The organism is Brenneria izadpanahii (assembly GCF_017569925.1).
Lineage (GTDB): Bacteria > Pseudomonadota > Gammaproteobacteria > Enterobacterales > Enterobacteriaceae > Brenneria > Brenneria izadpanahii.
Map to the genome: position 1 here is coordinate 3,617,675 of NZ_CP050854.1, position 25,913 is coordinate 3,643,587.

20 protein-coding genes and 1 pseudogene are annotated in these 25,913 nt (G+C 39.4%); 2 read left to right on the plus strand and 19 right to left on the minus strand.

Annotated features, from left to right (window positions below; all coding sequences use genetic code 11):
• Window positions 1-190: 190 nt before the first annotated feature.
• Window positions 191-1,093, minus strand: a complete 903-nt coding sequence (locus HC231_RS16150) for a sugar phosphate nucleotidyltransferase (protein WP_208227765.1) — start codon at window positions 1,091-1,093, stop codon at window positions 191-193.
• 153 nt (window positions 1,094-1,246) lie between these two features.
• On the minus strand, window positions 1,247-1,807 hold the full coding sequence (locus HC231_RS16155) for a DedA family protein (protein ID WP_208227766.1): 561 nt from the start codon (window positions 1,805-1,807) through the stop codon (window positions 1,247-1,249).
• A 224-nt stretch (window positions 1,808-2,031) separates the two neighbouring features.
• Here HC231_RS16155 and HC231_RS16160 point away from each other — a divergent pair.
• Window positions 2,032-2,953 (plus strand): annotated as a pseudogene (locus HC231_RS16160) (IS630 family transposase).
• A gap of 501 nt (window positions 2,954-3,454) precedes the next feature.
• On the opposite strand, the gene HC231_RS16165 reads toward HC231_RS16160, so the two are convergent.
• Window positions 3,455-4,657 (minus strand): glycosyl hydrolase family 28-related protein, encoded by a 1,203-nt coding sequence (locus HC231_RS16165; RefSeq protein ID WP_208227767.1) that lies wholly within the window; start codon window positions 4,655-4,657, stop codon window positions 3,455-3,457.
• A gap of 164 nt (window positions 4,658-4,821) precedes the next feature.
• On the opposite strand from HC231_RS16165, the gene HC231_RS16170 reads away from it, so the two are divergent.
• Window positions 4,822-6,117: an O-antigen polymerase gene (locus HC231_RS16170; protein ID WP_208227768.1), complete on the plus strand. Its 1,296-nt coding sequence runs from the start codon at window positions 4,822-4,824 to the stop codon at window positions 6,115-6,117.
• Between the two features lie 637 nt (window positions 6,118-6,754).
• Here HC231_RS16170 and HC231_RS16175 read toward each other — a convergent pair.
• The 16 genes from HC231_RS16175 to wecA all read right to left on the minus strand — a co-directional run bounded on the left by HC231_RS16175 (window position 6,755) and on the right by wecA (window position 25,684).
• Window positions 6,755-7,921: a nucleotide sugar dehydrogenase gene (locus tag HC231_RS16175; protein WP_208227769.1), complete on the minus strand. Its 1,167-nt coding sequence runs from the start codon at window positions 7,919-7,921 to the stop codon at window positions 6,755-6,757.
• A gap of 136 nt (window positions 7,922-8,057) precedes the next feature.
• Window positions 8,058-8,915 (minus strand): glycosyl transferase, encoded by an 858-nt coding sequence (locus tag HC231_RS16180; protein WP_246494546.1) that lies wholly within the window; start codon window positions 8,913-8,915, stop codon window positions 8,058-8,060.
• 44 nt (window positions 8,916-8,959) lie between these two features.
• Entirely contained in the window at window positions 8,960-10,417 is a 1,458-nt protein-coding gene (locus HC231_RS16185) for an MOP flippase family protein (protein ID WP_208227771.1), read from the minus strand.
• Window positions 10,418-11,181: 764 nt separating this feature from the next.
• A complete protein-coding gene (locus HC231_RS16190; protein WP_208227772.1) occupies window positions 11,182-12,303 on the minus strand; it encodes an EpsG family protein in 1,122 nt (373 codons plus the stop codon).
• A 185-nt stretch (window positions 12,304-12,488) separates the two neighbouring features.
• Window positions 12,489-13,382: a glycosyltransferase family 2 protein gene (locus HC231_RS16195; protein WP_208227773.1), complete on the minus strand. Its 894-nt coding sequence runs from the start codon at window positions 13,380-13,382 to the stop codon at window positions 12,489-12,491.
• On the minus strand, window positions 13,379-14,482 hold the full coding sequence (locus HC231_RS16200) for a glycosyltransferase family 4 protein (RefSeq protein ID WP_208227774.1): 1,104 nt from the start codon (window positions 14,480-14,482) through the stop codon (window positions 13,379-13,381). Before HC231_RS16200 ends, HC231_RS16195 begins: the two co-directional genes overlap by 4 nt.
• Window positions 14,483-14,573: 91 nt before the next feature.
• Entirely contained in the window at window positions 14,574-15,428 is an 855-nt protein-coding gene (rfbD, locus tag HC231_RS16205) for a dTDP-4-dehydrorhamnose reductase (RefSeq protein WP_208227775.1), read from the minus strand.
• Window positions 15,425-15,961: a dTDP-4-dehydrorhamnose 3,5-epimerase gene (gene rfbC, locus HC231_RS16210; RefSeq protein ID WP_208227776.1), complete on the minus strand. Its 537-nt coding sequence runs from the start codon at window positions 15,959-15,961 to the stop codon at window positions 15,425-15,427. Before rfbC ends, rfbD begins: the two co-directional genes overlap by 4 nt.
• 1 nt (window position 15,962) lies before the next feature.
• Window positions 15,963-16,832 (minus strand): glucose-1-phosphate thymidylyltransferase RfbA, encoded by an 870-nt coding sequence (gene rfbA, locus HC231_RS16215; RefSeq protein WP_208227777.1) that lies wholly within the window; start codon window positions 16,830-16,832, stop codon window positions 15,963-15,965.
• A gap of 17 nt (window positions 16,833-16,849) precedes the next feature.
• Window positions 16,850-17,914, minus strand: coding sequence for a dTDP-glucose 4,6-dehydratase (rffG, locus tag HC231_RS16220; RefSeq protein WP_208227778.1), 1,065 nt, complete (start codon window positions 17,912-17,914; stop codon window positions 16,850-16,852).
• A 27-nt stretch (window positions 17,915-17,941) separates the two neighbouring features.
• Window positions 17,942-19,375, minus strand: a complete 1,434-nt coding sequence (wbaP, locus tag HC231_RS16225) for an undecaprenyl-phosphate galactose phosphotransferase WbaP (RefSeq protein WP_208227779.1) — start codon at window positions 19,373-19,375, stop codon at window positions 17,942-17,944.
• A 19-nt stretch (window positions 19,376-19,394) separates the two neighbouring features.
• Complete coding sequence (locus HC231_RS16230) at window positions 19,395-20,306, minus strand: glycosyltransferase family 2 protein (RefSeq protein WP_208227780.1); 912 nt, start codon at window positions 20,304-20,306, stop codon at window positions 19,395-19,397.
• A gap of 404 nt (window positions 20,307-20,710) precedes the next feature.
• Window positions 20,711-22,879: a tyrosine-protein kinase Wzc gene (gene wzc, locus HC231_RS16235; RefSeq protein ID WP_208227781.1), complete on the minus strand. Its 2,169-nt coding sequence runs from the start codon at window positions 22,877-22,879 to the stop codon at window positions 20,711-20,713.
• Between the two features lie 18 nt (window positions 22,880-22,897).
• Window positions 22,898-23,332, minus strand: coding sequence for an arsenate reductase/protein-tyrosine-phosphatase family protein (locus HC231_RS16240; protein ID WP_208227782.1), 435 nt, complete (start codon window positions 23,330-23,332; stop codon window positions 22,898-22,900).
• Between the two features lie 8 nt (window positions 23,333-23,340).
• Window positions 23,341-24,477: a polysaccharide export protein gene (locus HC231_RS16245; RefSeq protein WP_208227783.1), complete on the minus strand. Its 1,137-nt coding sequence runs from the start codon at window positions 24,475-24,477 to the stop codon at window positions 23,341-23,343.
• A gap of 124 nt (window positions 24,478-24,601) precedes the next feature.
• The gene (gene wecA / locus HC231_RS16250) at window positions 24,602-25,684 is read right to left on the minus strand and encodes a UDP-N-acetylglucosamine--undecaprenyl-phosphate N-acetylglucosaminephosphotransferase (protein ID WP_208231376.1); all 1,083 of its coding nucleotides are present in this window, start codon (window positions 25,682-25,684) and stop codon (window positions 24,602-24,604) included.
• Between the last annotated feature and the right edge of the window lie 229 nt (window positions 25,685-25,913).

The following is a 25,913-nucleotide window of genomic DNA, read 5'->3' on the forward strand; positions in this document are numbered from 1 at the left end:
CGTCACGCTTGCGGAGAAAGAGTACCGGTTATCCCTGCAGCAGTAGGCGAGGATCGCATAAATAGCTAGTGGCTAATTTGCACCTGGGGAACCCGCTTTCAGTGACGGCTCGGTGCATAAAATAAATCGGATAGTTTACGAACCCTAAGCGCTATTGCGTCGTGCCCGTTACGGCACGACGCCTCTTCTATCAGGCTTGTTCTTTCAGCAACGTCTTGATGCTTTCTTTAAAGGCTTTGCCAAATTCCGGGTTGCGTAAACCATAAGAAATAAAGGCCTGCGCATAGCCGAGCTTACGCCCGCAGTTAAAGCTGCGGCCCGCCATTTGCACGGCGTCAACCTGCTGGGTTTTAATCAGTTCCGCAATCGCATCCGTTAACTGGATACGCCCCCAGGCTCCCGGCAGGATTTTGTCCAGAATCGGCCAGGCATCAGCCGTCAGCACATAACGCCCAACCGCGGAAAGATCGGAACCTTCAGACGGCGCCAGTTCCGGTTTTTCAATCATCGAGGTAATAGCTGAAGCATCCCCCTCTTTCACCAGCGGCGTTTTACATTCAACAACGGAATACTCCGGCAGAACCTCATAAGGACGGTGCTTCACCAGCACCTGACTATTTCCGCTCTCTTCAAAACGAGAGATCAGCAGCGCCAGGTTATCCTTGGTTTGATCGGCCATATCCTCATCCATCACCACATCCGGCAGCACCACGATAAAGGGCGCATCGCCGATAATGGGCTTGGCGCAGGTAACCGCATGCCCTAACCCCAGCGGTTCGCCCTGGCGCACGTTCATGATGGTGACGCCTTTCGGACAAATGGCCTGCACCTCTGCCAGCAACTGCCGCTTAGCGCGTTCTTCCAACAGGGACTCAAGCTCAAAAGAAGTATCGAAGTGGTTTTCAATCGCATTTTTAGACGCATGCGTGACCAGAATAATATCTTTGATGCCGGCATTAGCGCACTCGTTAACGATTTTCTCAATCACCGGACGGTCAACCAACGGTAGCATCTCTTTAGGAATAGCTTTGGTCACCGGTAACAAATTCATCCCTAAACCAGCTACAGGGATAACAGCTTTCAATGATGTCATGAGTTGACTCTCTTATTGGATTACCTTCACTCTGTGGCACCATACACCGCTGAGCCACATATACCTTTAAGATTACACCTAATCCGAGCCAAAGAGATCGCGGCAATAGGCTTTTTCTAAGACATCAGATAGTTCTGATGTCACCGAACCAAATCAAACAGAGCGATGGCGCCACCAACGGCGCAGCAACAGAATGGCAACGATAACCAGTATGACAAACAACAGACTGGAGAGCTTTTTATCGACATCGCCGATGAGCGTTTCAATCGCCTGACCGCCGAAATAGCCGAGCATGACAAATATCGAAGCCCAAAGCACGGCGCCGAGGATATTGAGCGGCACAAAGCGTGTGGGCGGAAGCCGACTGGCGCCAATCAGCGTTGGACCGATAATTCGAAAGCCATACATAAAACGCACGCCAATAACAAACAGCGTTGGATGATGAGCAATCAAACGCTGGGCATAGGCAATACGTTTTTGCTGGCCTTTTAAACGCGAGATAACCCGTTCCCCATATCGACGCCCGGCGAAATACAGCAGTTGATCGCCCAGCGAACCGCCAGCCGCTACCACTAAAACCACCCACGGCCAATGCAACAACCCGTTATGCGCCGCAATGCCGCCCAGCAGGGTTATCGTTTCCCCCTCCACCAGGCACCCGATAAACAGCGCCCAGTAACCGTATTCTGTAATGTAATGGGCTAAATCAGCCATATTGACTATCAATGCCTTATTTTTCTGTTATATGGGGTAAGTATAGGTTTGTTGGGCGTAAGGGCTAAATAACTGTTCCGATCCGAATAGTAGATCACCTTGAGGGAACTCAGTACGACTCAGTCCGAATTGTGCGATCTGATCAATCGCCAAACATCACAAATCACCAACCAGACTGAGCGATGCAAAGCAGAGCACCAATACCCCGTACTGAATGACGGCTGATGCAGAAAATCATTCACAAAACATGCGACAAAAACCATGCCCGACGACTTATCGCCATGCTGATGTTGCACCGGAGCGTTACCATCAGCGATGTCGTCAAAACCCTATGCTGCGCCCGTTCCTCCGTGGGCCGATAGATTAACTGGCTTACTCTGTACGGTATAGACGGCCTGCAATCTCTGGCCTCACCTCAGGTCACGGACGTCGTTGGCCATTTGAGATGAGTTGTCGATTGCTACAACAGTTTGTCAAACGGACTCCCGGTGATTTTGACTATCAGCGTTCACGCAGGAGTACCGAACTGCTGGCAATAAAAATCAATGAGATAACCGGTTTCTGCCTGCATTCCTTCACCATTCGTCGCTGGTTGTCCGCAGTCGGTCTGGTATGGCGCAGTGTAGCCCGGAACATCCGATATTTTATGAGGATGAAGCGGACATTCACCTGAATTCCAAAATAGGTGCGGACTGGAGGCCCAAAGGGCAGCAGAAGCGCATCGTCACGTCGGGCCAGAATGAAAAATATTATCTGGCGTGCGCGGTTACACAGCAGAATCGGGAAAGCTAGCTATATAGGTGGAAGTAGTAAAGGTTCATCCTTGCTTATCAGTCTATTAAAGAATATAAAAATGAGTTACCGGTAGGCGAAAACGGTCACATTGATCTTCGCTAACTACATCATCATCCATAAACACCGGGGACGCTGAACTGGTTGAAAAAGAACCCGAAGCTCAGGGTAATTTATCAGCCAGTGTACTCGTCATGGGTGAATAATGTCGAACGGTTATGGCAGGCACTACATGAAACCACAATGCGAAATCATCAGTGCCGTTCGATGTGGCAGTTGCTGAATAAAGTTCGCCATTTTATAGCGAGCGTCAGTCCGTTCCCCAGAGGGGGACATGACACGGCAAAGGTATAAGCAATATTAGGATCAGTTATTTAGGACATCTCATCTTGTTGATGGGATTACCATTATGAAATGCTCATGTCACCCATTGATCGGTGCGAAATGAATCATAACCAAACGGCATACCTGAACTGAATAGCTACAACATATTGCTGAATGGAAACACAGCGAATTAACCAGACAGCATTAGATAAATTAAATAACTTCGTATAATAGCGATACACTTGCTTCTCCTCGCAAAGTAGCATGTTTTTATAATTTTATCGTATCCTATTTTTTAATGGCAATTTTAAATAATCGCATTAACGATTGTGCGTTATGGCATAGTCAGAGTGAAGCATCAATATGCGAAGCTATTTAGACATCATTGTCCCGGGATTGTCGTTTTTATCATAGCCGAAAAATTTATTGACCGTTTTCACGCTCACATAGGACTTCCCTGTCTATGATTTTCCAATCTTTACCGCCGAGATATTATTTCTTAGTGCATTTATTTTTAAAATAGCTTCCGCGTTACTCATTATTTTTGTCTATAATTAATCTCTTAGTCATTTTCAGGTCATATGGGGCACTAGATTGCCCTGCAAACATATTATTTGATACTGATATTTGACTTCCGCCGATGGAAACAATACCAAATTTACCGAATTGAATCTGATTGTTGGTTACTTTCAATAGATTTATATCACCTATCCTTAATAAGTTGTTATTAGACTTCGAGTTACCCCTAATTATATTTGAATCTATTATATTGCAAGAACCATCATAATTTGGAGATCCAGACTCACCTTTCCCTATATATACTTCCCCTCTAGATACAGATATCCAATTATCAGAGAGTTTTGAGCACATAGCAGCAAAATATATTATATTCTCAGTATCTTTCAATGGTATATCTATTACATTGTTATTAACATTTATAAAGTAGCCTTCTCTTACATCAATCCCGCTTTTATTAGCGATAATAGTATTTGATGATATTGTAATTCCTTCGCAACAGTGTGGCCGCCCCAAATCAACTGGAGATAATGTACTGGTAATACTAATACCGATGTCACATGAACCAATATCACACTCTGTTATCCTTGTGTTAGCACAAAAATTAAGACGAATACCGATTCCTGAGCATATATTTTTTGAGAAATCATCTTCACCGCTATTATTGATAAATAATCCCCTTAACGATGAGTACCAGGCGTTATAAAGATCAATGGCAACTTTAAAAGAGCATCCGGACTTTTCACCATTAAATATACATTCATGAATAAATGAATTTCTATTAGAATTAATTGTACCAGATTTAATGGCGCAACCAACCGATTTCCCATCAGGTATGAACCTAATTCCACTAAATCCCCACCGCATACCTGCTACGTGAAATCCCCCAGCATCTCGTATAACGACCACGCTGGCACTATCACCTATCCATTTTTTGCTACTAGCTCGTGTCAATGATCCAACCGGACTGGTTATGACAAATCGATATCCAGACGGTATGAATATATACTCATGTTTTGAATCGTATGCTGCGTTAAATGCGGCGGTATCGTCACTATTTCCATCACCAATCGCTCCAAATGACAGAACGCTCCTCCATGTGGTTGAGTCAATCTTGTCTGCTGTCACGTCCCCCAAAGAGAGAGACGACTGCATCATACCGACTGCCGCAATGGAAGGTATGCCCAACTTAAGCATGATTCTACGAGTTATTGCCATAACTACCCCACCAAAAACCTGTGCAATAGCACATTTATATCAGGAGCATTTAGACACGAATAGACATAAACGTGTCTAAATGCTACAATTATTACAAATAACATATGTAATCTATGGCTATCATACATATTACACTCAGCAGAAAATCAAGAACGGAATAAACAGTGAAAGTAGAGATATCTTTTAGGAATAGCAGCAGGTTTTTTATATCACCTGCCTTTGCCGCTATTGTTAGTTATTTTATTTTTTTAATATCACTTACTTTTCCACCTAATTATTACTCTAAGTTAATATCTGAAAAAAACTACATTTTCTTTGATCCAGCTTCTTTCATTCTGGTTACCGTTAGCCTTATCTTTTTTTTCTTAGGAATGCTCGTAACAAAGAAAAGGAAAAATGACAGATTGATAGTAACGGAGTATAACTATCACATATCTAATTTTAAGTATATCGCCATACCGGTAATACTATCAATAATATTTAGCATCATGTCTATAAGACTTTTGCTTGACAAGAACCCATTTATATTGGCTTATCTTTTGATTGGCGACGGTGCGAATATAAAAAGAGAGTTAGACCTTAGTAATACAATGGCTCAGGCGGCACAGTTCTCTATATGTATAGCATTGTGGGCTACAGTCAACTATAATAACGTTAAGCATGAAATGAATCGGATGCCTAAATTTATTCTAGTAATACTAATAACTTTTCTTTCGATAATTTGTATTTCTAACGCGTCATTAAAAATGGCAAGATTTGAAATTATCCCTTTATTGCTTGGAATGATGGTTGTGTTTATTAATCAAAGATATAAAACCGTCTCCAATGTAAAAGTTATAAAGTACATGGTTATATCCTTTATTTCTATTGTCGCTTTGTTTGGCCTTTTTAGCTTTATGCGAGGATTTGACTCATCAGATGATGTTATAAGATCAATAATCGGGTATACCGTGACATCGTACAACCATATGGCAGCGCTTCTTGATGGAACATTGGAATATCTATATCCTGGTCACGGTTATTATATAGCGACATTTCTTTCATATATTCCACTTATTGGAGACTCGTTTACTTATAGTATATTGGGATGGCCTCATCCTGAGGACGTTAGATATAGAGAGTTTATGGATACATACGAAGGCATGTTAAACGGAAATTACATATGGATTACTGTTTTTGGCTATGTATGGATATCAATAAAAATATTGACTCCATTATTCATGTTTTTCTATGGTGTTATTTCCCAACTAGCATGGAATAGCTTTAGATTAAATAAGCTGTTTGGATTGATTTTTTATCCATGGTTGTTTTTTTGCATAATATTTTGGCTTGGGAGTAATATACTTATTCAACAGCCAACAATTAGCGTATTTTTCTCATTTGTTTTTATAAAATTTTATAGTTTTCTTCTGAAGAAGAGGAAAGTAAGGTTATCTAACCTTGGCCCAAGATTATCGTGATCATGAAAAAAGACAGATATAACTTAGTAAGTTTCGTTATGCTTTCTTATAATAATATCAACTTGCAATCTCCTATCTGAGATTGCTGATTCTGATAAATTAGCCATTTTTATTTATCTTAATCCCGATACACATAGCTTTATTTTTCGAAAAATCGGACTGTAAATTATCGAAAAGTGAAATAAAAACTGACATAGGATACCTAATTAAAAGAATTTATTGTGAATAACGAGATAACCAAATTTAACCACGTGATGATAGCAGGACATTTCAGCAGCAAATATTGGGTTTCCATTACCAAAATATGTAAACTAAATGCTAATCCCTTGGTTTCTGACCCACCTTGTATTTGAGTGGATATTTGAACTAAAGTAGATAAATCCTAGTTAACCATGACAAATATTGACGTATAAGTGACCTCTACGACCGCAGTTCCATTGTAAAAACACCAATTTTATCGCAAAATGCTTCTTGTGATTTCTGGGTTGGTGTTGACTGGAGAGCTGTGGTCAGAGATTTCATAGATAAGCTAAACGTTTATATCCAATTATCCAACCGGATAATACTCCAAGAAAGTTGTGGAAAATGAATGAATGGCCTGCTTTATTACAAATGAAATAAAGCAGGTCTTATACAATTAATCTGAACCAAAGAGATCGCGAGTATAGATTTTCTCCGCAACATCAGATAGCTCTAATGCCATCCGGTTGGAAAGAATCACATCTGAGAGCTGTTTAAATTCGGACAGGTCACGAATCACACGAGAACGAAAGAAAGTATCTTCTTTTAGTTCAGGCTCATAGACTACGACTTCAATCCCTTTAGCTTTGATCCTCTTCATTACGCCTTGAATCGCCGACGCGCGGAAATTATCAGAGCCAGTCTTCATAACTAAACGGTATACACCAACAATCTTGGGATTCTGGTTAATAATAGAATCAGCAATAAAATCTTTACGCGTTCTGTTCGCTTCAACGATCGCGTTAATCAGATTATTCGGCACACTTTCGTAATTAGCCAATAGCTGTTTGGTATCTTTCGGCAAACAATAACCACCATAACCAAAAGATGGATTATTGTAATGATTACCAATTCGCGGATCTAAACCAACACCTTCAATAATCTGTTTACTGTCCAGACCGTTCGTCTGCGCATAGGTATCCAATTCATTGAAATAAGCAACCCGCATAGCAAGGTAGGTGTTGGCAAACAATTTAATGGCTTCAGCTTCTGTCGAGTCAGTAAGAAGCACTGGAACGTCTTTTTTTATCGCGCCTTGCAGCAATAATTGAGCAAATTTCTCGGCACGGTCTGAACGCTCGCCAATGACAATGCGGGATGGATAGAGGTTATCGTAGAGAGCTCGTCCCTCGCGTAAAAACTCTGGTGAGAAGATGATATTATTCGTACCATATTTTTCCCGAGTCTGTTTCGTATATCCGACGGGGACGGTAGACTTAATAATCATCACCGTAGTAGGATTAATTTTCAACACATCCTCGATTACTGCCTCAACAGATTTTGTATTAAAATAATTAGTTTTAGGATCATAATCCGTTGGCGTTGATATAATAACGAAATCTGCATTTTTATAAGCGACGTTCTTATCCAACGTTGCCTGAAAACGAAGGGGTTCATTCAATAAGAAATTTTCAATCTCCTTATCGGCAATTGGGGATTTTTTATCGTTAAGCAGTTCAACCTTTTCAGGAATAATATCGACTGCAACAACATCATTATGTTGCGCCAATAACATGGCATTAGACAGGCCAACATAACCTGTACCGGCAATGGCTATTTTCATTGTATATCACTCTAAATTAAGAATTAACTTTTAACGTCTCCGTTGAATACATAATAGTTATTACGCCAACGTTCAAACATTATAAAATAATATTTTCATATTATTAAAAATAAAGACCATTATATATCAGAGTTTGTTATTTTGAGCATCTAGGATGCATCCCCAATATGTAAGCTTTTATCATACAATAAACATTTCCGTATCTCATTTTTATAGACTCACCAACTATTTTCCGTAAAAACATATAATACAAATTCATTGTTGGATATCGTCTAGTTGAAATAGCCAAATCCAAAGCGCGCTCTCTTGCTCTAAAGCTATCTCTATTTTCATTCATATCTAATCTGGAGAGAGAATGTCTCAGGAAACAAGACGATCGAATTTTAACTACTTCACCTAGATCTACTATTTTATAAATTCGCCTAAAAAGGCTAAAATCAACACCATATAAAGCATAACTTTCATCAAATAATTTTAAATTATTCGTTTTAAACTTATCTACTAATGTTTGATTGATTATCAATCCTGAACCTATAGAGAGGACTTTTCTTGGATCTAAATCAACCGATTCATTAGTAACTATCCCATCACAAATGGGATAGTATATTGACTCATCATCAGATGATTTTATTTTAGGAAGTTCTAAATCAACGTTATTATTTTTCATAGCATAAACAAATGATTCTGAAATTTCAGTATCATCATCTAAGATCACAAAATTACAAGCCTGATACTTCACAAAAATATCATTATATATGATGCTCAATGGTTTATTATAAAGACAATTGATCAGTTCTACCTGAGAGTAAAAACATTTATTTAGTTTCCCCCATAAAGGGGACATCCTAATAACTTCCTCAGGTCCATTGTTATGAATAACCAATTTAGAATTAGGGAAGTTATAATTAGATATAGTATCAAGGGTCTTTGAGTCACAGAGTGATTTATTATAAATGATGACTAATATAACATTAGCAAAGTTCACTTTAGTCACGTTATCTCCGGGAAATTTCATTAAAAACGCTCTTCAATGACCAATTAATATCGGGGTTTATTCTTTACTCTATTATTATAAAAACTAACTATGATTGACCTAATGTCTTTATCTATAAGGAAAATACTTAATGAGTACGTCAGCATTCCTATAAAAAAAGAAACAATAAGAAAATAGTTACTTGATGAGAATGAGTAAGAAAAACTATAAAATCGATATAAAAATAAGCATAAGGCCATCAATGCTGATGAAAGGATAACTGGCAGGACTTTAATAAAAAGGTCCTTAACTGAGAATCTGATCAAAGTATGAATACAAAACATAACTGGAAAAAAATTAAATAAATTAGCCAGAAAATAAAGTTTAGTGAAAGTTACGATATCAAATCTCACACCTAAAATAAAGGCTGTTACTTGCAACACAGCACCAACGATTCCTAATATCATTAATATATTAGTTCGCCCTTTAGACATAAATATCGTTCCTGATACACTTAAAACGGATTGAATAATTGCGGTAGGAGCTAACCAAGTTAATATCTCTGCTGTAAGATTCCACTTATCACCAAAAACAAAACTTACAAACTCTTTACTCAAAAGAGCCATCCCCAACATTAATGGCATTACAATAAGTAAAATATAATAAAAAACATTACAGTATGTTTTTTTTATTTCTTCTGGGTTATCCTGATTTCTACTTAACACAGGAAATAGCGATCTTGTAATAACAAATGTCAAACTTTGCAGAGGGAAAAGCATTATTCTGTAGGCTAGGGAATATGCACCCAGTATTAACGATGACATATAATGCCCTATAATCATACTATCAGCATTACGCGAAAAATAATTTATTATATTAAATCCAGTAAGATTTGCGCTAAACCCAAATATTTCTTTTAACTCATCTTTGTCCCATAGCCGTTTAACAGATGGACGCCATTCAGAGACAACCCATAGCTGCAATGTAGAAAGCATATTTAAAACTATTATTTGAAATACTAAACTTAAAACACCAAATCCTATGACAGCCATAGCAACAGCAACAATAAAAGCACACAATGAGGATCTGACTTCGATTCCTGCAACTTTTTTAAACTCAGACTTTCTCTCTAATAAAGAGAGATGGGTAGCAGAACAACTACCTAGAGGAAAACTAAAAGCTAATAGAAAAAGTATAAACTGTAGTTTTTTTTCGCCAAAAAAATCAGAGATAAACGGAGAGAGAATTATAATAAATAAGCATACTCCTAATCCCATAAAAACATTTAGCCAAAATACTGCATTCACTGTTCTATCTGTTAAATCCTTGCGCTGAATAATGGCAGCAGAAGTACCCAAATCTCTTACTAGCATTGCCAGATTTACAACAACAAGGGCCATGGCCATCAGGCCATACTCTTCTGGAGGTAAAAGTCTAGCTAGAACAACTATGTTTAGTAATTGTACAAGAATCTTAGTTCCCTGAGAAAGAGCCACCCATTTGGTATTTGATAATATACTCATAGTCTTTTCTTATAAATGGAATTAATACTCACATGAATTTCCTTTACTATTTGACATTTTTTAGGATGAAGGCAAAACATAAAATACCTTTATTGAAAATAAATAGCATCGTACATGCCTTAATTCATAGTAATAATCTCTATTAATTATAATTTAAAATATAGTTAGTTCATCACTTCACAACATCATCTAATCCACCTTTCTTTTCGTATCATAAAATTATCGATATGAAACCTTAGAGGTTTAGAACGAAAACACAAATAGCCGTCTTTTATAATAACAGGTGGTGTTTTTAATTTAGCATTGTACTTACATCATCTACGTACTTAAAGTCCTCTAACATGCGCGGAAGATAAATATATTTCAATTAATATGTCTTTATAACAAATAGTCATCAGGTTTTTTTAAATTAACGGAACTAATAGGATATCCATCTATATCGATTTTTCCTCAGTGAACGCTAAACAGCTTTCCACAGCCGTAATTTTCGTACCGATGAGATGTATTCCAGAAACCAGATTTTTCTTTTCTATCACTAATATTTAGTTGAAAGGTTAGTTTATACATTTACATAATACTATTAAAATAACAAATGAATACTTCATAAGCTGCGCGATCCTTATAAAGGATTTTAATTAAATGATGAACCCTCTATCTCTTACAACCACATAGTCAATATTTTCAAAAACAATTTAAAATACCCCCAAAGGAAAACAATGATGATAAATGACGCTATCAATTAGAAAAGACAGACTTTCATAATATTAATAACATTGCTTAATAATAAAATTATCTTCATCAACAGTTAACAAATCAGCACATCTTTGCATAATTTTATTTTTTATTTCTATTTCTGACGATAGAATAAATAGAGGGTCAAATATAGATTTTCTATATATTTCAAACCGCATTGGCATAAAAGCAACAATCATAACTGTTAAAGCATAAATTATACGGGATGTTGAGAATCTATTTCTTACATAGAAAAAGTCATCAAGCCCGGTAATTAATGGCGAAACAGCATAATACTGAATACGTTGAAGGAAAAACGCGGCTTTTGTTTCCCATATTAGTATCGACGAATAAATGGCTCCATCGAGCTTGCCATAATTAAGACCAGATTTTTTCTCTTTATACTGAAAATAAAAACATAATATAATGATAAATATATAAACAAATGAGCTTTTCACAAACAAAGAATTATCAAGAGAATTATTCATTAATCCATATAAAAATATCTTTTGTCCAATAACGGGAAGAAAACTAATAACAGAGGGGTTTTCGAATGCATAAAGGAAAAATTGGATTATTGTTACACTAACTACTATATAAATAATTTTCCCAAATTTCCTTTTCTTTTCATTTGCAAGAAGATAATAAGCAAGGCCAGTTATCGCAGACAAATGGAAACACATAGCAAGAACTACCATCAAAAAATATTTGATTTTCTTACCATCAAGAATTAAATGGGTAGAAAGAATTATTATGCATACGGCGATGCCTTGTCTTACTTGCTCGATAAACATGAAAAAACCCATAAACGAAAAAAGAGTGAAAAAAGATAATGTTGGGTTTTTTGTTTTCTTACAAAAAAGATACGCAAACGAGAATATAATTAAAGTGGTTATTAGATGCAATAATTGGAACGGAGCTCCAATCTTAGACATAGCTAACATTAAATAATAATACCCCGGTTCAAATGGTGCTGAAGTGTTTTTATAATAATCAATATTTTCATAAATATCGAAATAGTTAATCCAATCATATCCATATCCAAATGACAAACAGAAATTCAATGTCGTTATAAAAAATGAAAAATTAAAAACATGGCGACTTTTTGAGAATGACGAAAAGAAAAGCAGAATAACTATAAAAAAATAAGCCACTCTCAACACCTCTTGAAATATTAACTAAATGATTAGTATTTGTTATTAACACACAGGTTAAATATAAATAATTATCTAAAAAACAAAATTTTCTTTAAATTCCTATAAGAGCAAGCAATTAGCAATGCAAGAAATCATGAAAAAAATATAAAAATCGCAACAACGATTATTATAATTATTTATTATTAAGATATGGCTCCTTTTTTATTATTCAAGAAGTCTTTTATTCCTTTATAATATGCCATGATTTTGTTTTTTTTATCTTTTTCAAAAAGGAAAACTCGAACAAAATCCAAAGTAAAAGCTGCCAGATCATATAATATAAAAGAAGGAAATTTAAAAAAGTATCTCTTATATATAAAGAGTCTATTTCTTGTAATATAGTACTTTCTATAAAATGGATAGTTAGTCGGTGAGAATCGCACAATAGCCTTACTGATTGTTCTATTACCTAGAGCATGATTTATAACTACTGTAGGGTCTACACAAACTCTATATCCAGACTGTAACAGTCGTAAACAAAACTCATTATCAATATAATCGATGAAGTAGTCATCTTCAAAAAGGCCGACTTTGCTAAAAATAGAAACAGGATATAATGATCCAGATGTAATAATACTCATAACATCTTGAATATTATTCTTATCTGATAATGTTTTTCTTAAGACAAAGAAACCTTTCTTCACAGGGAATCTACATTCTCTATTAGCATTAATATCTTTATAGATAGGACCAATAACGCCAATATTATTTTCACTGCTAAAAGAACGAATCATTTTCTCAACATAATCATTTTCAATTAAAGTATCCTGATCAAATGTAATCAAAAAATCAAAATCATTATTTCTAGCTTCAATAACTGCATAGTTTAGCGCACGCCCTATACCATTATTTATTCCTTCGGAATAGTATGATATATTGTCAATTGAGGAAATAGCTTCCCTATTATTATCTATTATGGTTTTATCAACTGAATTATCATATATTATAAGTCTATCTACTTGAGATGAAATTGACAAACACCTATTAAAAAAATCACCTTCCGGATTATAAAAAACAACTACTGCAATAATTTTCATTTTCTCTCCAACAAAAACTCAAGTTGCTTAGCCCAGGTTAAATTATTTGATGCGAATATCCTCTCCTTTGTAGAAAAGCCATTGGGGAGATCATCTCTCCATTTTATAAGCTCATTTATGTCTATAGGTGTATCATTTGCAGCCACCTGTAGAATAAACTCTTCATTATCAAATGAATAGTCAATGTGACTTTTTACAAAAGGAAGTCCGCGAGCAGTATATTCTTTTGATTTAATAGAACTGTTTGTATTGTTTCCACTACGATGTCTACCCACTGCATCGACACATACATCCGCATTTTCTAAAATCATGTCAAGTTCTTCACCCGCCTTTCTTCCATGAAAAATAATACAATCATCTAATCCATATTTAGATACCATACCTTTTAATCTATTAAATTCGGGCTGAGCATATCCTACTATATCAAATCTAATATTTCTATTCCCATTGTATTTCCTAACTCCTTCTATAATACGATCATATCCATGCCAAAATTCTAAATTTGCCACACAAACAATTACAAAAGTTGATAATGACCTTCCTTTTTCTTTTACTGGTTTTATATCATTAATATCTATTCCATTTGATATTCGAGTTGCATTTACGCCCCATATTTTTTCTGTATATTCCCCCATATACAGGACTTCATCTACTTTTCTTTTAAAGAAAGGGATTGACATATCAAACAAAAAATTAAGAGCTTTTGCTTTAGCAGAACGTAGTTCTTTTTTATATGGATAAGTTGGAACCTCAATAACAATATAAGCCCCATCATTCTTTAATTGATACAATAAACCAGGAAGAAATGTAATGAACAATCCACCATGAGGTTTCCTTATATAAGCGATATCATATTTATTCCCTCGACTCTTTATATAACGGGCTAGTGCAATATAGAAGAAATATTTTTTGCTTTTACTAAGACCTATTTCTGATTCATTAATACCATCATCAAGAATAGCTTTGTCATTTTTTAAGTAGAAAAAATCGACACAAGCCCCCATACTTCTTAAGGCAGAAACCTGTGATTTTATTTTTTTCCATACACCATCGGTGTCATTCTCATTATTATGAGTCGCAAAAAATATTTTTTTAATCATAAGACATTTTCAAAATTTTAATAGACATAATATTCTCTATCGCTTAAAGAACGCCTTTATACAAGGGAGCAATATATACCCTTTTATATTATTAAAGATTGGCAATTACCTTACTTAAAGATGCTCTCCAGTCAGATGGCTTTACACCTATTTCGCTAATTTTATCAGAGTTAAGAGTTGAATAAGATGGTCTTTTTGCTGGGGTAGGATACTGATCTGTAGTGATACCATTGACTATTATTGATTTTTTTAATACACCTAAACTTATAGCATTATCAAAAATAAACTCAGCAAACTCACACCAAGATACTTCTTCATCACCACAGAAATGATAAATACCACCATCAGCATTCTGCTTCAGCAAATCAATAATCGCCTGAGCAATATCTCCGGCGTAAGTTGGACAACCACGCTGATCGGCCACAATACCCAATTCATCACGATCTTTTGCCAACCGCAGCATGGTTTTCACAAAGTTATTTCCATATTCGCTGAATACCCAAGCAGTACGGATAATAATGGCTTCCGGTAAAACATGGGAAACAGCAATTTCGCCATCCAGTTTAGTCTTACCGTACACACCCAGCGGATTCGTTTTGTCGGTTTCAACGTAAGGAACCGTTGCATTGCCGTCAAAAACATAATCTGTCGATACATGAACCAGACGAGCGCCAACCTCTTTGGCGGCTCGAGCTAAATTTTCCGGTCCAGTTTTATTCACCAATGCTGCCAGTTCCGGCTCACTTTCCGCTTTATCCACCGCAGTGTAAGCAGCTGCATTGACAATGGCATCTGGCTGGAATTCTTTTACCGCAGACAATACTTTCGCATAATCGGTAATATCCAGATCGGCGGTGTCTGTTGCCCATATCTGCCAGTCAGCAGGCAGTCTATCCTGAAAACAGCGGCCGAGCTGACCGTTCGCGCCTGTCAGTAAAATTTTCATGCCGCCAACTCCTTAAACCGTTTGCCTAACTTATCTTTTTCAGAAAGCAGAGGATTAGTGATCGGCCATTCAATACCAACATCAGGATCGTTCCACAGCAGGCAACCTTCATTTGAAGGATTGTAGTAATCAGTACATTTATATTCAAAATCAGCCAAATCAGACAGCACAACAAAACCATGCGCCAAACCGGGTGGGATCCAGAACTGAGTTTTGTTTTCTTCTGAAAGAATTACGCCTTCCCAGGCACCATAAGTCGGTGAATCTGGGCGAATATCAACGGCAACATCAAATACTTCCCCACGGACAACGCGCACCAGTTTCCCTTGCGGATTTGATCTCTGGAAATGTAGCCCGCGCAATACGCCTTTTGCGGAACGAGAGTGATTATCCTGCACAAAATCAAGATCGATGTTCAACATTTCCTGATAGCGTCTTTTTTCAAACGTTTCCAGGAAGAAACCTCGCGCGTCACCAAAGACTTTTGGTTGAATGATCTTTACACCCTCAATACGAGTATCCATAACCTGCATCTTATTTCTCCCCAATCAAACGGGCCAAATATTGCCCATAATTCGTTTTACTCAAGGCTTTAGCCTCTTGAGCAACTTGCTCTTTGCTCAACCATCCCTTGCGAAATGCTATCTCTTCCAGGCATGCAACCTTAAATCCCTGACGTTTTTCGATGGTATGAACAAACTGCGATGCTTCCATCAGGCTGTCATGCGTACCTGTGTCCAGCCAGGCAAAACCACGTCCCAATTGCTCTACATTGAGCAAGCCTTTTTCCAGATACATTTCGTTTAAGGTTGTAATCTCAAGCTCGCCACGAGCAGAAGGTTTTACTTGTTTAGCCATCTCGACGATCTGATCGTCATAAAAATAGAGGCCGGTTACCGCCCAGTTAGATTTTGGTTTTAGCGGTTTTTCTTCCAAAGAGATCGCTCGATTATTTTCGTCGAATTCAACCACACCAAAACGCTCGGCATCTATTACCTGATAACCAAACACCGTAGCACCTTCTGTTCGTGCCGATGCAGCTTCCAGTTTTTGACCAAAACTCTGACCGAAATAAATATTATCCCCCAAAACCAAAGCGCAACGATCGCCGTTAATAAACTCTTCGCCAATGAGAAACGCCTGTGCCAAGCCGTCAGGACTGGGCTGAATAGCGTAACTGAAATTAACGCCAAAACGGCTACCGTCACCCAAAAGGCGTTTAAATGAAGGCATATCCTCTGGCGTCGAAATAATCAGAATATCTTTGATGCCAGCCAACATCAGAACGGAAATGGGATAATACACCATCGGTTTATCGTAAATAGGCAACAACTGTTTAGACACACCGCGGGTAATCGGATGTAAACGCGTTCCGGAACCACCAGCCAATACAATACCTTTCATATTTTATATCTCCTGAATTAACGCGTTAGACCCAGACGCTCACCAGCATACGAACCATCTTTAACACGGCGCCACCATTGCTCGTTAGCCAAATACCACTCCACCGTTTTGCGAATACCGCTTTCAAACGTTTCCTGCGGTTTCCAACCTAATTCCCGGTGAATTTTCGAAGCATCAATGGCATAACGCATATCGTGACCAGGGCGATCGGTAACGTAAGTAATCAGATCTTCATACTTATCAATACCCGCAGGCTTATTTGGCACCATTTCATCTAACAGCCGGCAAATGGTTTGCACCACTTCGATATTTTTGCGTTCATTATGTCCGCCAATGTTGTAGGTTTCCCCTACTTCCCCTTCAGTTACTACCTTGTACAAAGCACGGGCGTGATCCTCCACATACAGCCAGTCACGGATCTGAGCGCCGTCGCCATATACCGGCAGTGGTTTACCTTCCAGTGCATTGAGGATAATCAGTGGGATCAATTTTTCCGGGAAGTGATAAGGACCGTAGTTGTTGGAGCAATTGGTGACAATGGTTGGCAAACCATAAGTACGCAGCCAGGCACGAACCAAATGATCGCTGGATGCCTTAGAAGCGGAATAAGGACTGCTGGGAGAATATGGCGTGGTTTCTGTAAACAAATCATCCGTACCATGAAGGTCGCCATATACCTCATCGGTAGAAATATGATGGAAGCGAAATGCGTTTTTAGCATTACCATCCAACGTATTCCAAAACTGACGTGTAACTTCCAATAGCGTGTAGGTGCCAACGATATTGGTTTCAATAAACGCTGCCGGGCCATCAATAGAACGGTCAACATGGCTTTCCGCAGCCAAATGCATCACTGCGTCAGGCTTAAATGTATTGAAAACACGCTCCAACTCTTTACGGTCACAAATACTCACCTTTTCAAATTTAAAACGAGTATTATTTGCAATCGGTTTTAATGACTCAAGATTACCTGCATAGGTCAGACTGTCTACTATCAGAATTTCATCCGCCGTATCATTAATAATATGACGGGCAACCGCAGACCCAATAAACCCGGCACCACCGGTAACGATAATTTTCATATAATCCTCAAAGCCATCTTATTATCTTTAATATGCGCCATCTCTTTTAAGAACCACATTGATAGTCTTAAAAAGAATCGCAATATCATTCCACATAGACCAATTCTTTACATACCAGGCATCGAAATAAACACGGGTATCATAATCGACATCATTTCTGCCGCTGACCTGCCACAATCCTGTCATACCCGGCTTAGCCATTAAATAATAATCAACATCACCGGCATAACGCTCCAACTCAGCCTCAATAATCGGACGAGGTCCAACCAGACTCATCTCACCTTTCAGCACATTAAAAAGCTGCGGCAATTCATCTAGGCTGGTTTTGCGAATAAATTTTCCTACCCGAGTAATGCGAGGGTCATTTTTCAATTTAAAATCTTTATCCCATTCAGCCCGAGCTTCGGGATCGTTTTCTAGTAGTTGCTGAAGCACTTCTTGTGAATTCATAACCATGGAACGGAATTTCAAGCATTTAAATTTTTTACCGTCACGCCCAATTCGCTCATGTCCATAAATTGCATTACCCCCATCTTTAGAAACCAGATAGGCTAAAACAGCCAAGAGGGGCGAAAGTAAAATAATAATACTGGCGGATCCTACAATATCGAAAGTCCTCTTCAATATACGAGAAGTTCTCTTAGCCAGATTATTACTGACACGCAAGATCATAACTTCATGGCTAAAAATAAATGACATATCAGTGCCATACAGAGGCACACCCCGCAATGTCGGGATCACAGAAACAGAACGGCAATGATGCTTCGCCAGTTTTTTCAGCCACTCATCACGCAAATCATGTTCATCGAACTCCAATGCAACAATAAACTGAGTAGATTCGGGATCACACTGTTGCCAAAGCTGCTGTTCATCGCAAATCACCGGTATTCCCAGTAACTCATCTTCGCATTGCTTGCCACTGGAGAAAAAAGCACAGATGGCAAATCCCAGCACTTCTTCACTTTGCAACGCAGCATAGGCATCGCGGGCATTTTTACCTGTGCCAATGATTATCGTTTGCTTTTGCCATAAACCGAGCCTATTCAAAAACCTTTTAACTAAAGCTCGCCCCAAGGGGACTAAAATAATCGCCAGCATCCAGGTTATTACCCAGATATAACGCGAAAAATGCCATTTTGAAAAAGCGACTAGCGCAAGGTCAAAAACAGAAAATATAACTAACGTTCTAATAACTTCCTTTAGTTCAAACCAGAATGGTTTTCGATAGGTATAATGCCGCAATCGTACCCAGAACCAGCCAATGCAAAGCAAAGACAGTGTGAAATGTGAGATAAATCGCGCTGGGAGCTCAGACTCTGGAATAAATTCTGAAATATCATAATCCAGTGCACGCACTAACCACAAAGTCAAGAATAATGATATATTAAATAATAAAAAATCTGATAATGCCAATAAAAACTTCACTACATTATTATTTATTGAATTCTTAAGTGTATGCATGGCTGCACCTCAAATTATATTAATCCTTATACCAATAACCTTTATGCATACTGAATTTCTTCACCAAAGATTTAGGTAATTTATTATAATTCTGTCCAAGTTTATAACCTGTTATTTTAAAAAAATTATTGATACAGGCAAGAGGAATCCAAAGAGGCGCATGTTTTAAAAGGAAATTTAACTCTGAAAAAATGAATTTTTTCCCTTCACCACCGGCTCCGCCAAAATTTTCTCTTATCCAAGGCTCATCATGATGAAAAACGCCGATATCAAAATATCGTTTAAACTCTTCCCAGACAGAATAATTATGTGAATGTTTTACACTGGACTCTGCAACATAAGCGATTTTATAACCAGCTAAAACAGCCTTCGCTGCAAAATACATATCTTCCCCTAGTATAGTATTGGAAGGGAAACCACCTAACTCTCTAAACATATTGGTTCGATATGCAGAAAAAGAGTTAGATGAAAAAACCGTCTTAATCCCATATTTTTTCTTATCGTCTAAACCTAAGACATGGCTTTTCACACCGTAATTAAAATAACGCGCATGTGTTGCTATAGGATTGGCATCGTCATGAGGTAGCTGTCGGCCATAAGCGACAACTACTTTAGGGTCATTAAACACCGATAAGATAGACTTAATGCAATCGGGTTCCGGTATGGCATCCTGAGTAAGAAATATTACTATATCCACATCAGTCGAGTTTGCAACTCCCAGATTCCTGGTTCCTCCATGATTAAATTCTGTTTTATTTATTTTAATAATTTGAAAACCAGAGTCCTCGGCTATTTGACATGTGTCATCACTACTGGATGAATCAATAACAAGCACAGACTCAAAATAATCAAATTGTTTTTTTATAGCAGCGCAAACTTTCCGCCATAATTCACCGCCGTTATAAGCAGGAATAACCACTCTAACTTTCATTATATTTCACCGTTGAAAGAAACAATAAATAAGGAGCCATATTTTATTTATTCAAAAGCATAGTTCTATTACAAGGGTATAGTTTATTTTTATTCCAAATAAAATATAACCTCGAAATTCCATTTTTAAATATTGATGTTTTGTTTTTATTTTGAATAAGCACTTAATTCATTCTACCTATTAGCCCTCTATAACCCAAGGTTCTTTCGAGATATAACTGAATATAATCCAGAGATAATGATACATATAGCCACACAGATAATATATATAATTAATCACAATGGAAACATATTTACCGCAATGTAATTAAACGTTCGAATTAATTATCAAAATTATAGCTCACCTTTTATTAAGGCGAGCTATGTTACTCTATATATTAATTAAAAACTCAAACAGCAGATGAGTTATTTTTTATACTCATAGGTATAATAATCATAATTACCATAGCCATAATAACTGGCTGCACGTTTTACAATCGCATTGAGAATAACACCTTTTATTTCGGCACCATTTTGCTCAAAACGACGAATACTGACTTCAATTTCTTTTAAGGTATTCATTTCAAAACGGGCTACCAACAGAGAAGTTCCTGCATGACGGCTGATAATAGCCGCATCGGTTACCGCCAGAATTGGCGGAGTATCCAACAGCACAATATCATAATGCTGAGAAGCCCAATCAATAAAGACAGAAAAATGGCTATGCATTAATAATTCTGAAGGATTGGGTGGAATCTGCCCTCTGGGAATAAAATCCATATTCTCCACATTGGTTTTTCTTACCGCTTTTTCCGAAGCGGTTTGCCCTGATAACACATCAGATAATCCATTGGTGCTATCTGTACCCATTAGTTCATGGGCGTAACCCTTACGCATATCACAGTCAACAATCAGCACTCTTTTCCCAGATTGAGCAATCACCGCCCCCAGGTTGGCACTGACAAAGGTTTTACCAATCGCCGGGCTGGCGCCAGAGATCATCAGCACATTATTTTTCGCTTCCATCATGGCGAAATGCAGGCTGGTACGCAGGCTCCTGATAGCTTCAATCGCCAGATCGGTTGGGTTGCCGGTAGCCAATAGTTCGTTCGCTCTAGCATTCGCTTTTTTGCCCTTATTACGAGTAAACAGCTCCCGATCTTTTTTCTGCTGCCATTCCGAAAGCGGTATGCTGGCATAAACATTAATCCCCAGTTCTTCCAACTGTTCCGGGCTTTCAATGCCTTTATGCAATATAGTTTTAAGAATCACAAATGCGGTAGATAACATTCCACCAAGAATCAAACTAAACAATACGATTAATGTTTTTTTGGGTTTAACCGGCTTTAACTGGGTAGCAGCAGAGTCAATAATGCGCACATTCCCTACTACACTGGCTTTATTAATGCTCAGTTCCTGCTGCTTATTCAGTAGTTGCATATAAACTTCTTGCCCTGATTGCACATCACGGGTTAAACGCAATATTTCCTGCTGGGTTGCTGGCATCGCGCTTACGCGTTTATTCAGCTTATCCCGTTCCTGTTCCAGCGTTTTGCGCTTCTCCAGCAAAGCACGGTAAGCCGGGTGCTCTTTGGTATACAGCTTGGAAATTTCCGCTTCTTTAAAGGTCGATTCATTTAACTGTGTTTCGACTGAAACCATGGTATCCAATACTGATTTCGCTTCCAGCGAAAGATCAACCGACTCATTCTGCTGGCGGTACTGATTCAGCTTGTTTTCCGCCTCATTCAACGAGTCACGAACGGTTGGCAACTGCTCTTTTAGAAACTCCAGACTTTTGCCTGCTTCTTCGGATTTGCGCTCAACGTTCTGCTGCAAATAGTTTTGACTGATGCTATTTAGAATCTTACTGATACTCGCTGGATCTTCTCCTTCCAGACTTAGCTGTAATACGCCGGTATCTTTACCAGTATCGGCAACGGTAAAATCATCCAGTAAATTTTTAATTGCGGTTAACTCATTAAGCTTTTTTAAGCGAAAAACCGTACCTTCCGGGGCAGCAATATCACTTACCAGTAGCGTAAGGCCATTGTTGCTCTCCAACTTCCCTACACTACCGGTAAAATTGACTATATCGCCTGCCTCAACCTGGTAGCTGGTTGGGCTTAATACCGTCAGCTCAATTTTTTCATCCTGCCAGGAATCCGGCACCTCAAGACGGGAAACGGCGATTTCTCCCGGATCTTCATTCAGAATTCTGGCTAATCCTTTGCCAAATACCGGAAAATATTTTTGTTCAACTACCGTATCTAAGGAAAGATCACGAATAGTTTTGCCAATTACCATTCGGGATTTTATCAGCTCGATTTCAGCCGCAGACTCGGGCTTGGCATCCGGCAACATGCTGGAAATATCGCTTAATAACTTATTACCACTATTCTGTTCTACCTGAATTAACGCATCGGCCTTATAAATAGGCGTTGCTAATGTGGCATATAAGATACCGATAATGGCGAACACGGCGGTAACACCAATTATCAGCCATCTATTATCCAGCAACGTGCCTAACAAACGCCCTAAATCAATTTCATCTGACGTTGTTTCAGATGCTTTTACTGAAATTTTCTCTGCCATGGGTTTCCCTGACTTGTTTTAACGGCTTAATGCTTGCACCCATTTCTGGGCAGACTGCTCAAGTTGTGAATAGACGTATTCAAATGCTTCGCGACTTTTGCGATAAGGGTCGGCAATCTCCTGCTGATTGAGCCAGTGGCCGAACAGCATAGTTTTACCCCTCACTTCCGGAGCGATGCGCCCCACAGCGTCAATATGCCCTTTCTCCATTACCAGAATCAGATCGTACTGGCGACAGAGTGAAGAAGTTAGCTGCTGCGCACGGTGGCCATCCAGCGAAAGCCCATTAGCCACAGCTACCTCGGCGGCGGTAGTATCCGCTGGCTTACCCACCAGTGCGCTCAACCCAGCCGAGGCAATATTTTTCCCCGGTAATGCCTGTTTCAGCAGCCGCTCACCGGTTGGCGAACGGCAAATATTGCCCACACAAACCACTAAAATAGAATCAAACATCGTTATCTCTATGGCCAGGTACGAACACGCAATGAACCTTCGGTCAGGTCATTAAAGCCGGAAATGGTCGGCACCAGCTGGCTGATAACCCGGTTCCAACGCACAACCGGCGCGGTAGTCACATACACTATATCGTAAGGCTGAAGCTGGAACTCGGTGCCCATCACCATCGCAGTGGCATCGTTGGCATTAAGCTGATAGATATCGGCCAGTTTCGGTCCCTGCGTTCCTCTTAGCGAACGGATGACAAAAATCCCGGTGGCATCGGAAAACGCCTGATCGACGCCCTCAGCGTTGCCTAACGCCTCGGTCAGCGTCATGCCGCTGCGATCCATTTTCAGGGTGCTTTGCTTCTTCACTTCACCCATCACGAATACTTTTAGATCGTCATTGCGGGGAATATAAAGAATGTCGCCAGGATAAAGCAGGCGGTTTTGCGACAGATCGCCATTTTGCATCAGCGCCTGCAGAGAGATACGCTGTTCTTTACCGTCGTGGGTTAACACCACGTTGCGCCAGTCAGCATTTTCGGTCAATCCGCCCGCCTTATTGATCGCATCCAGTATCGTCAGCGGCACGTTGGTTATCGCCTGTTGCCCCGAGGTTGCGACCTCACCCGTTACATAGGCTTTCTGCGAGCGGAACGCGGCGATGCTAACGTCAACCTGCGGCGATTCAATATAGGTCGCCAGGCGGCTCATAATCTGATCGCGCACTTCAGTCACCGTTTTACCGGCGACGCTTACCTTACCAATATAAGGATAGAAAATGGTGCCGTCGGAATGCACCCAGTTGCCGGTATCCGCGGCGGTACGATAAGTCCCCGCCGGGGTGGTGAGTTCCGGGTGATCCCACACGGTAACCATGATGACATCACCAATACCGATACGGTATTCGTAACTTTGCAGTTCGCGCTCAAGCGCCGGATTATTCTGCGCCACCAGTGGCTTAGCGCGCATTTTTTCCACCAGATAAGGCGTCATCGGATAAACATTAACCAGTTTGTTAATGTCAAAATCAGCATCCTGCTGTTCGATCACTTCTTTACCACTGGTGGAAAGATGGCTGCCGGGAACGATGGTGCAACCACTAAGCAGAACGGTTGAAACCACCAACGGTAACAATTTTAATTTGTGCTTTATCATCCTGTGTATGCCATCGCTTTTGATTGAAAACTGCGCAAATCCCTACAAAATGATCAATCATTATAGAGAAGATTTATTCGAATGAACCCAAAGTCTGACGTACAAAAGGCAGTTAATTTACCTGTTAACGCCGCTGCGCCATACGGTTCATCAGTGTATTCTGCCGGTTATGGCTAATGCGTCGCTGCCACATCAGTACCCGCCATATTCGCGGGGTTGACCAAAAGTAACCAGCAAAAAACGCCAAAAATATGCCCAACATAATAGACTCAGATACGCCATTGCGCTCGCTAATGATGCCAATTACCGCAAATAAAATCGCCGCACTGCCAATCATAGTCAACGCCAGGCGCGGCGTTAGCCCTGATCGCACCAAAATATGATGCAGGTGCTCACGGTCGGACTTAAATGGGCTATCGCCTCTGCGGATTCGGCGAATCATCACGGTCACCATATCCATCAAAGGGATGGCGATCAGCCACAACGCGGTTACCGGATGCATTACGGCCTTTTCCCCTTGCGTCGCCAGAATCAGTAGCCAGATTACCGTAAAACCGATCAGCGTACTGCCCGCATCGCCCATAAATACCTTAAATCGCCTCCCCCAGGGAATGCCCAGGTTCAATAAAATATAAGGCAGCGTTGCCGCCAGCATACATAGGCTCCACAGGGCTAACTCACGGTGGCCGCCAAGATAGAACAAAACGGCAAGCGCGCCAAAAGTAACACAGGAAAGCGCCCCCAGTAAGCCATCAATGCCATCAACCATATTGAAAGCATTGATGGCTCCCCATACGGCAAATAGCGTAATGACGTAACCCCAGGAGCCTAAAACGATTTCATAACCAAACAGCACATTGCCCAACGAGGTCAAATACAGGCCGGCATACATCATCAGGCCGGCGACCAGTGCTTGTAAGGCTATACGAGGTAATACGGGAAGGTCGAAACGGTCGTCCAATACGCCGACTGTCAGTAGCGCACTGGCACAAACCATATAGAGGGGGAAGTCAGGAAGCCATTCAGGATGGAGTGCATACAAAACCCATAGCGCCAGATAGATAGAAACCCCACCAACCAAAGGGACATTGCCGTGATGGTGTTTCCTGACATTGGGTCTATCCACCAACCCAATGGCTACCGCCGCCTTTCTTGCAAAAAAAAGGACAATAAATGCACTGATAAACACTATGGTAAATTCTTGCATCATCATCAACCGTTATAAAGTATGTAGCATCAGACACGCTACCGCCCTTGGCTTGTAGCTACCAATGCACTATCAAAATACGGAACACCGTTCTATAGACTCAAACTTTGAAATCGATAGCCGCACAGCTTATGCACGGCGATTTTATTTTTATTGAAGAGGTAAACATCGAGTAACAAAACGTTACCAATACACACTATCTTTTTGTTGAAAAGACGACCTCTGTTGC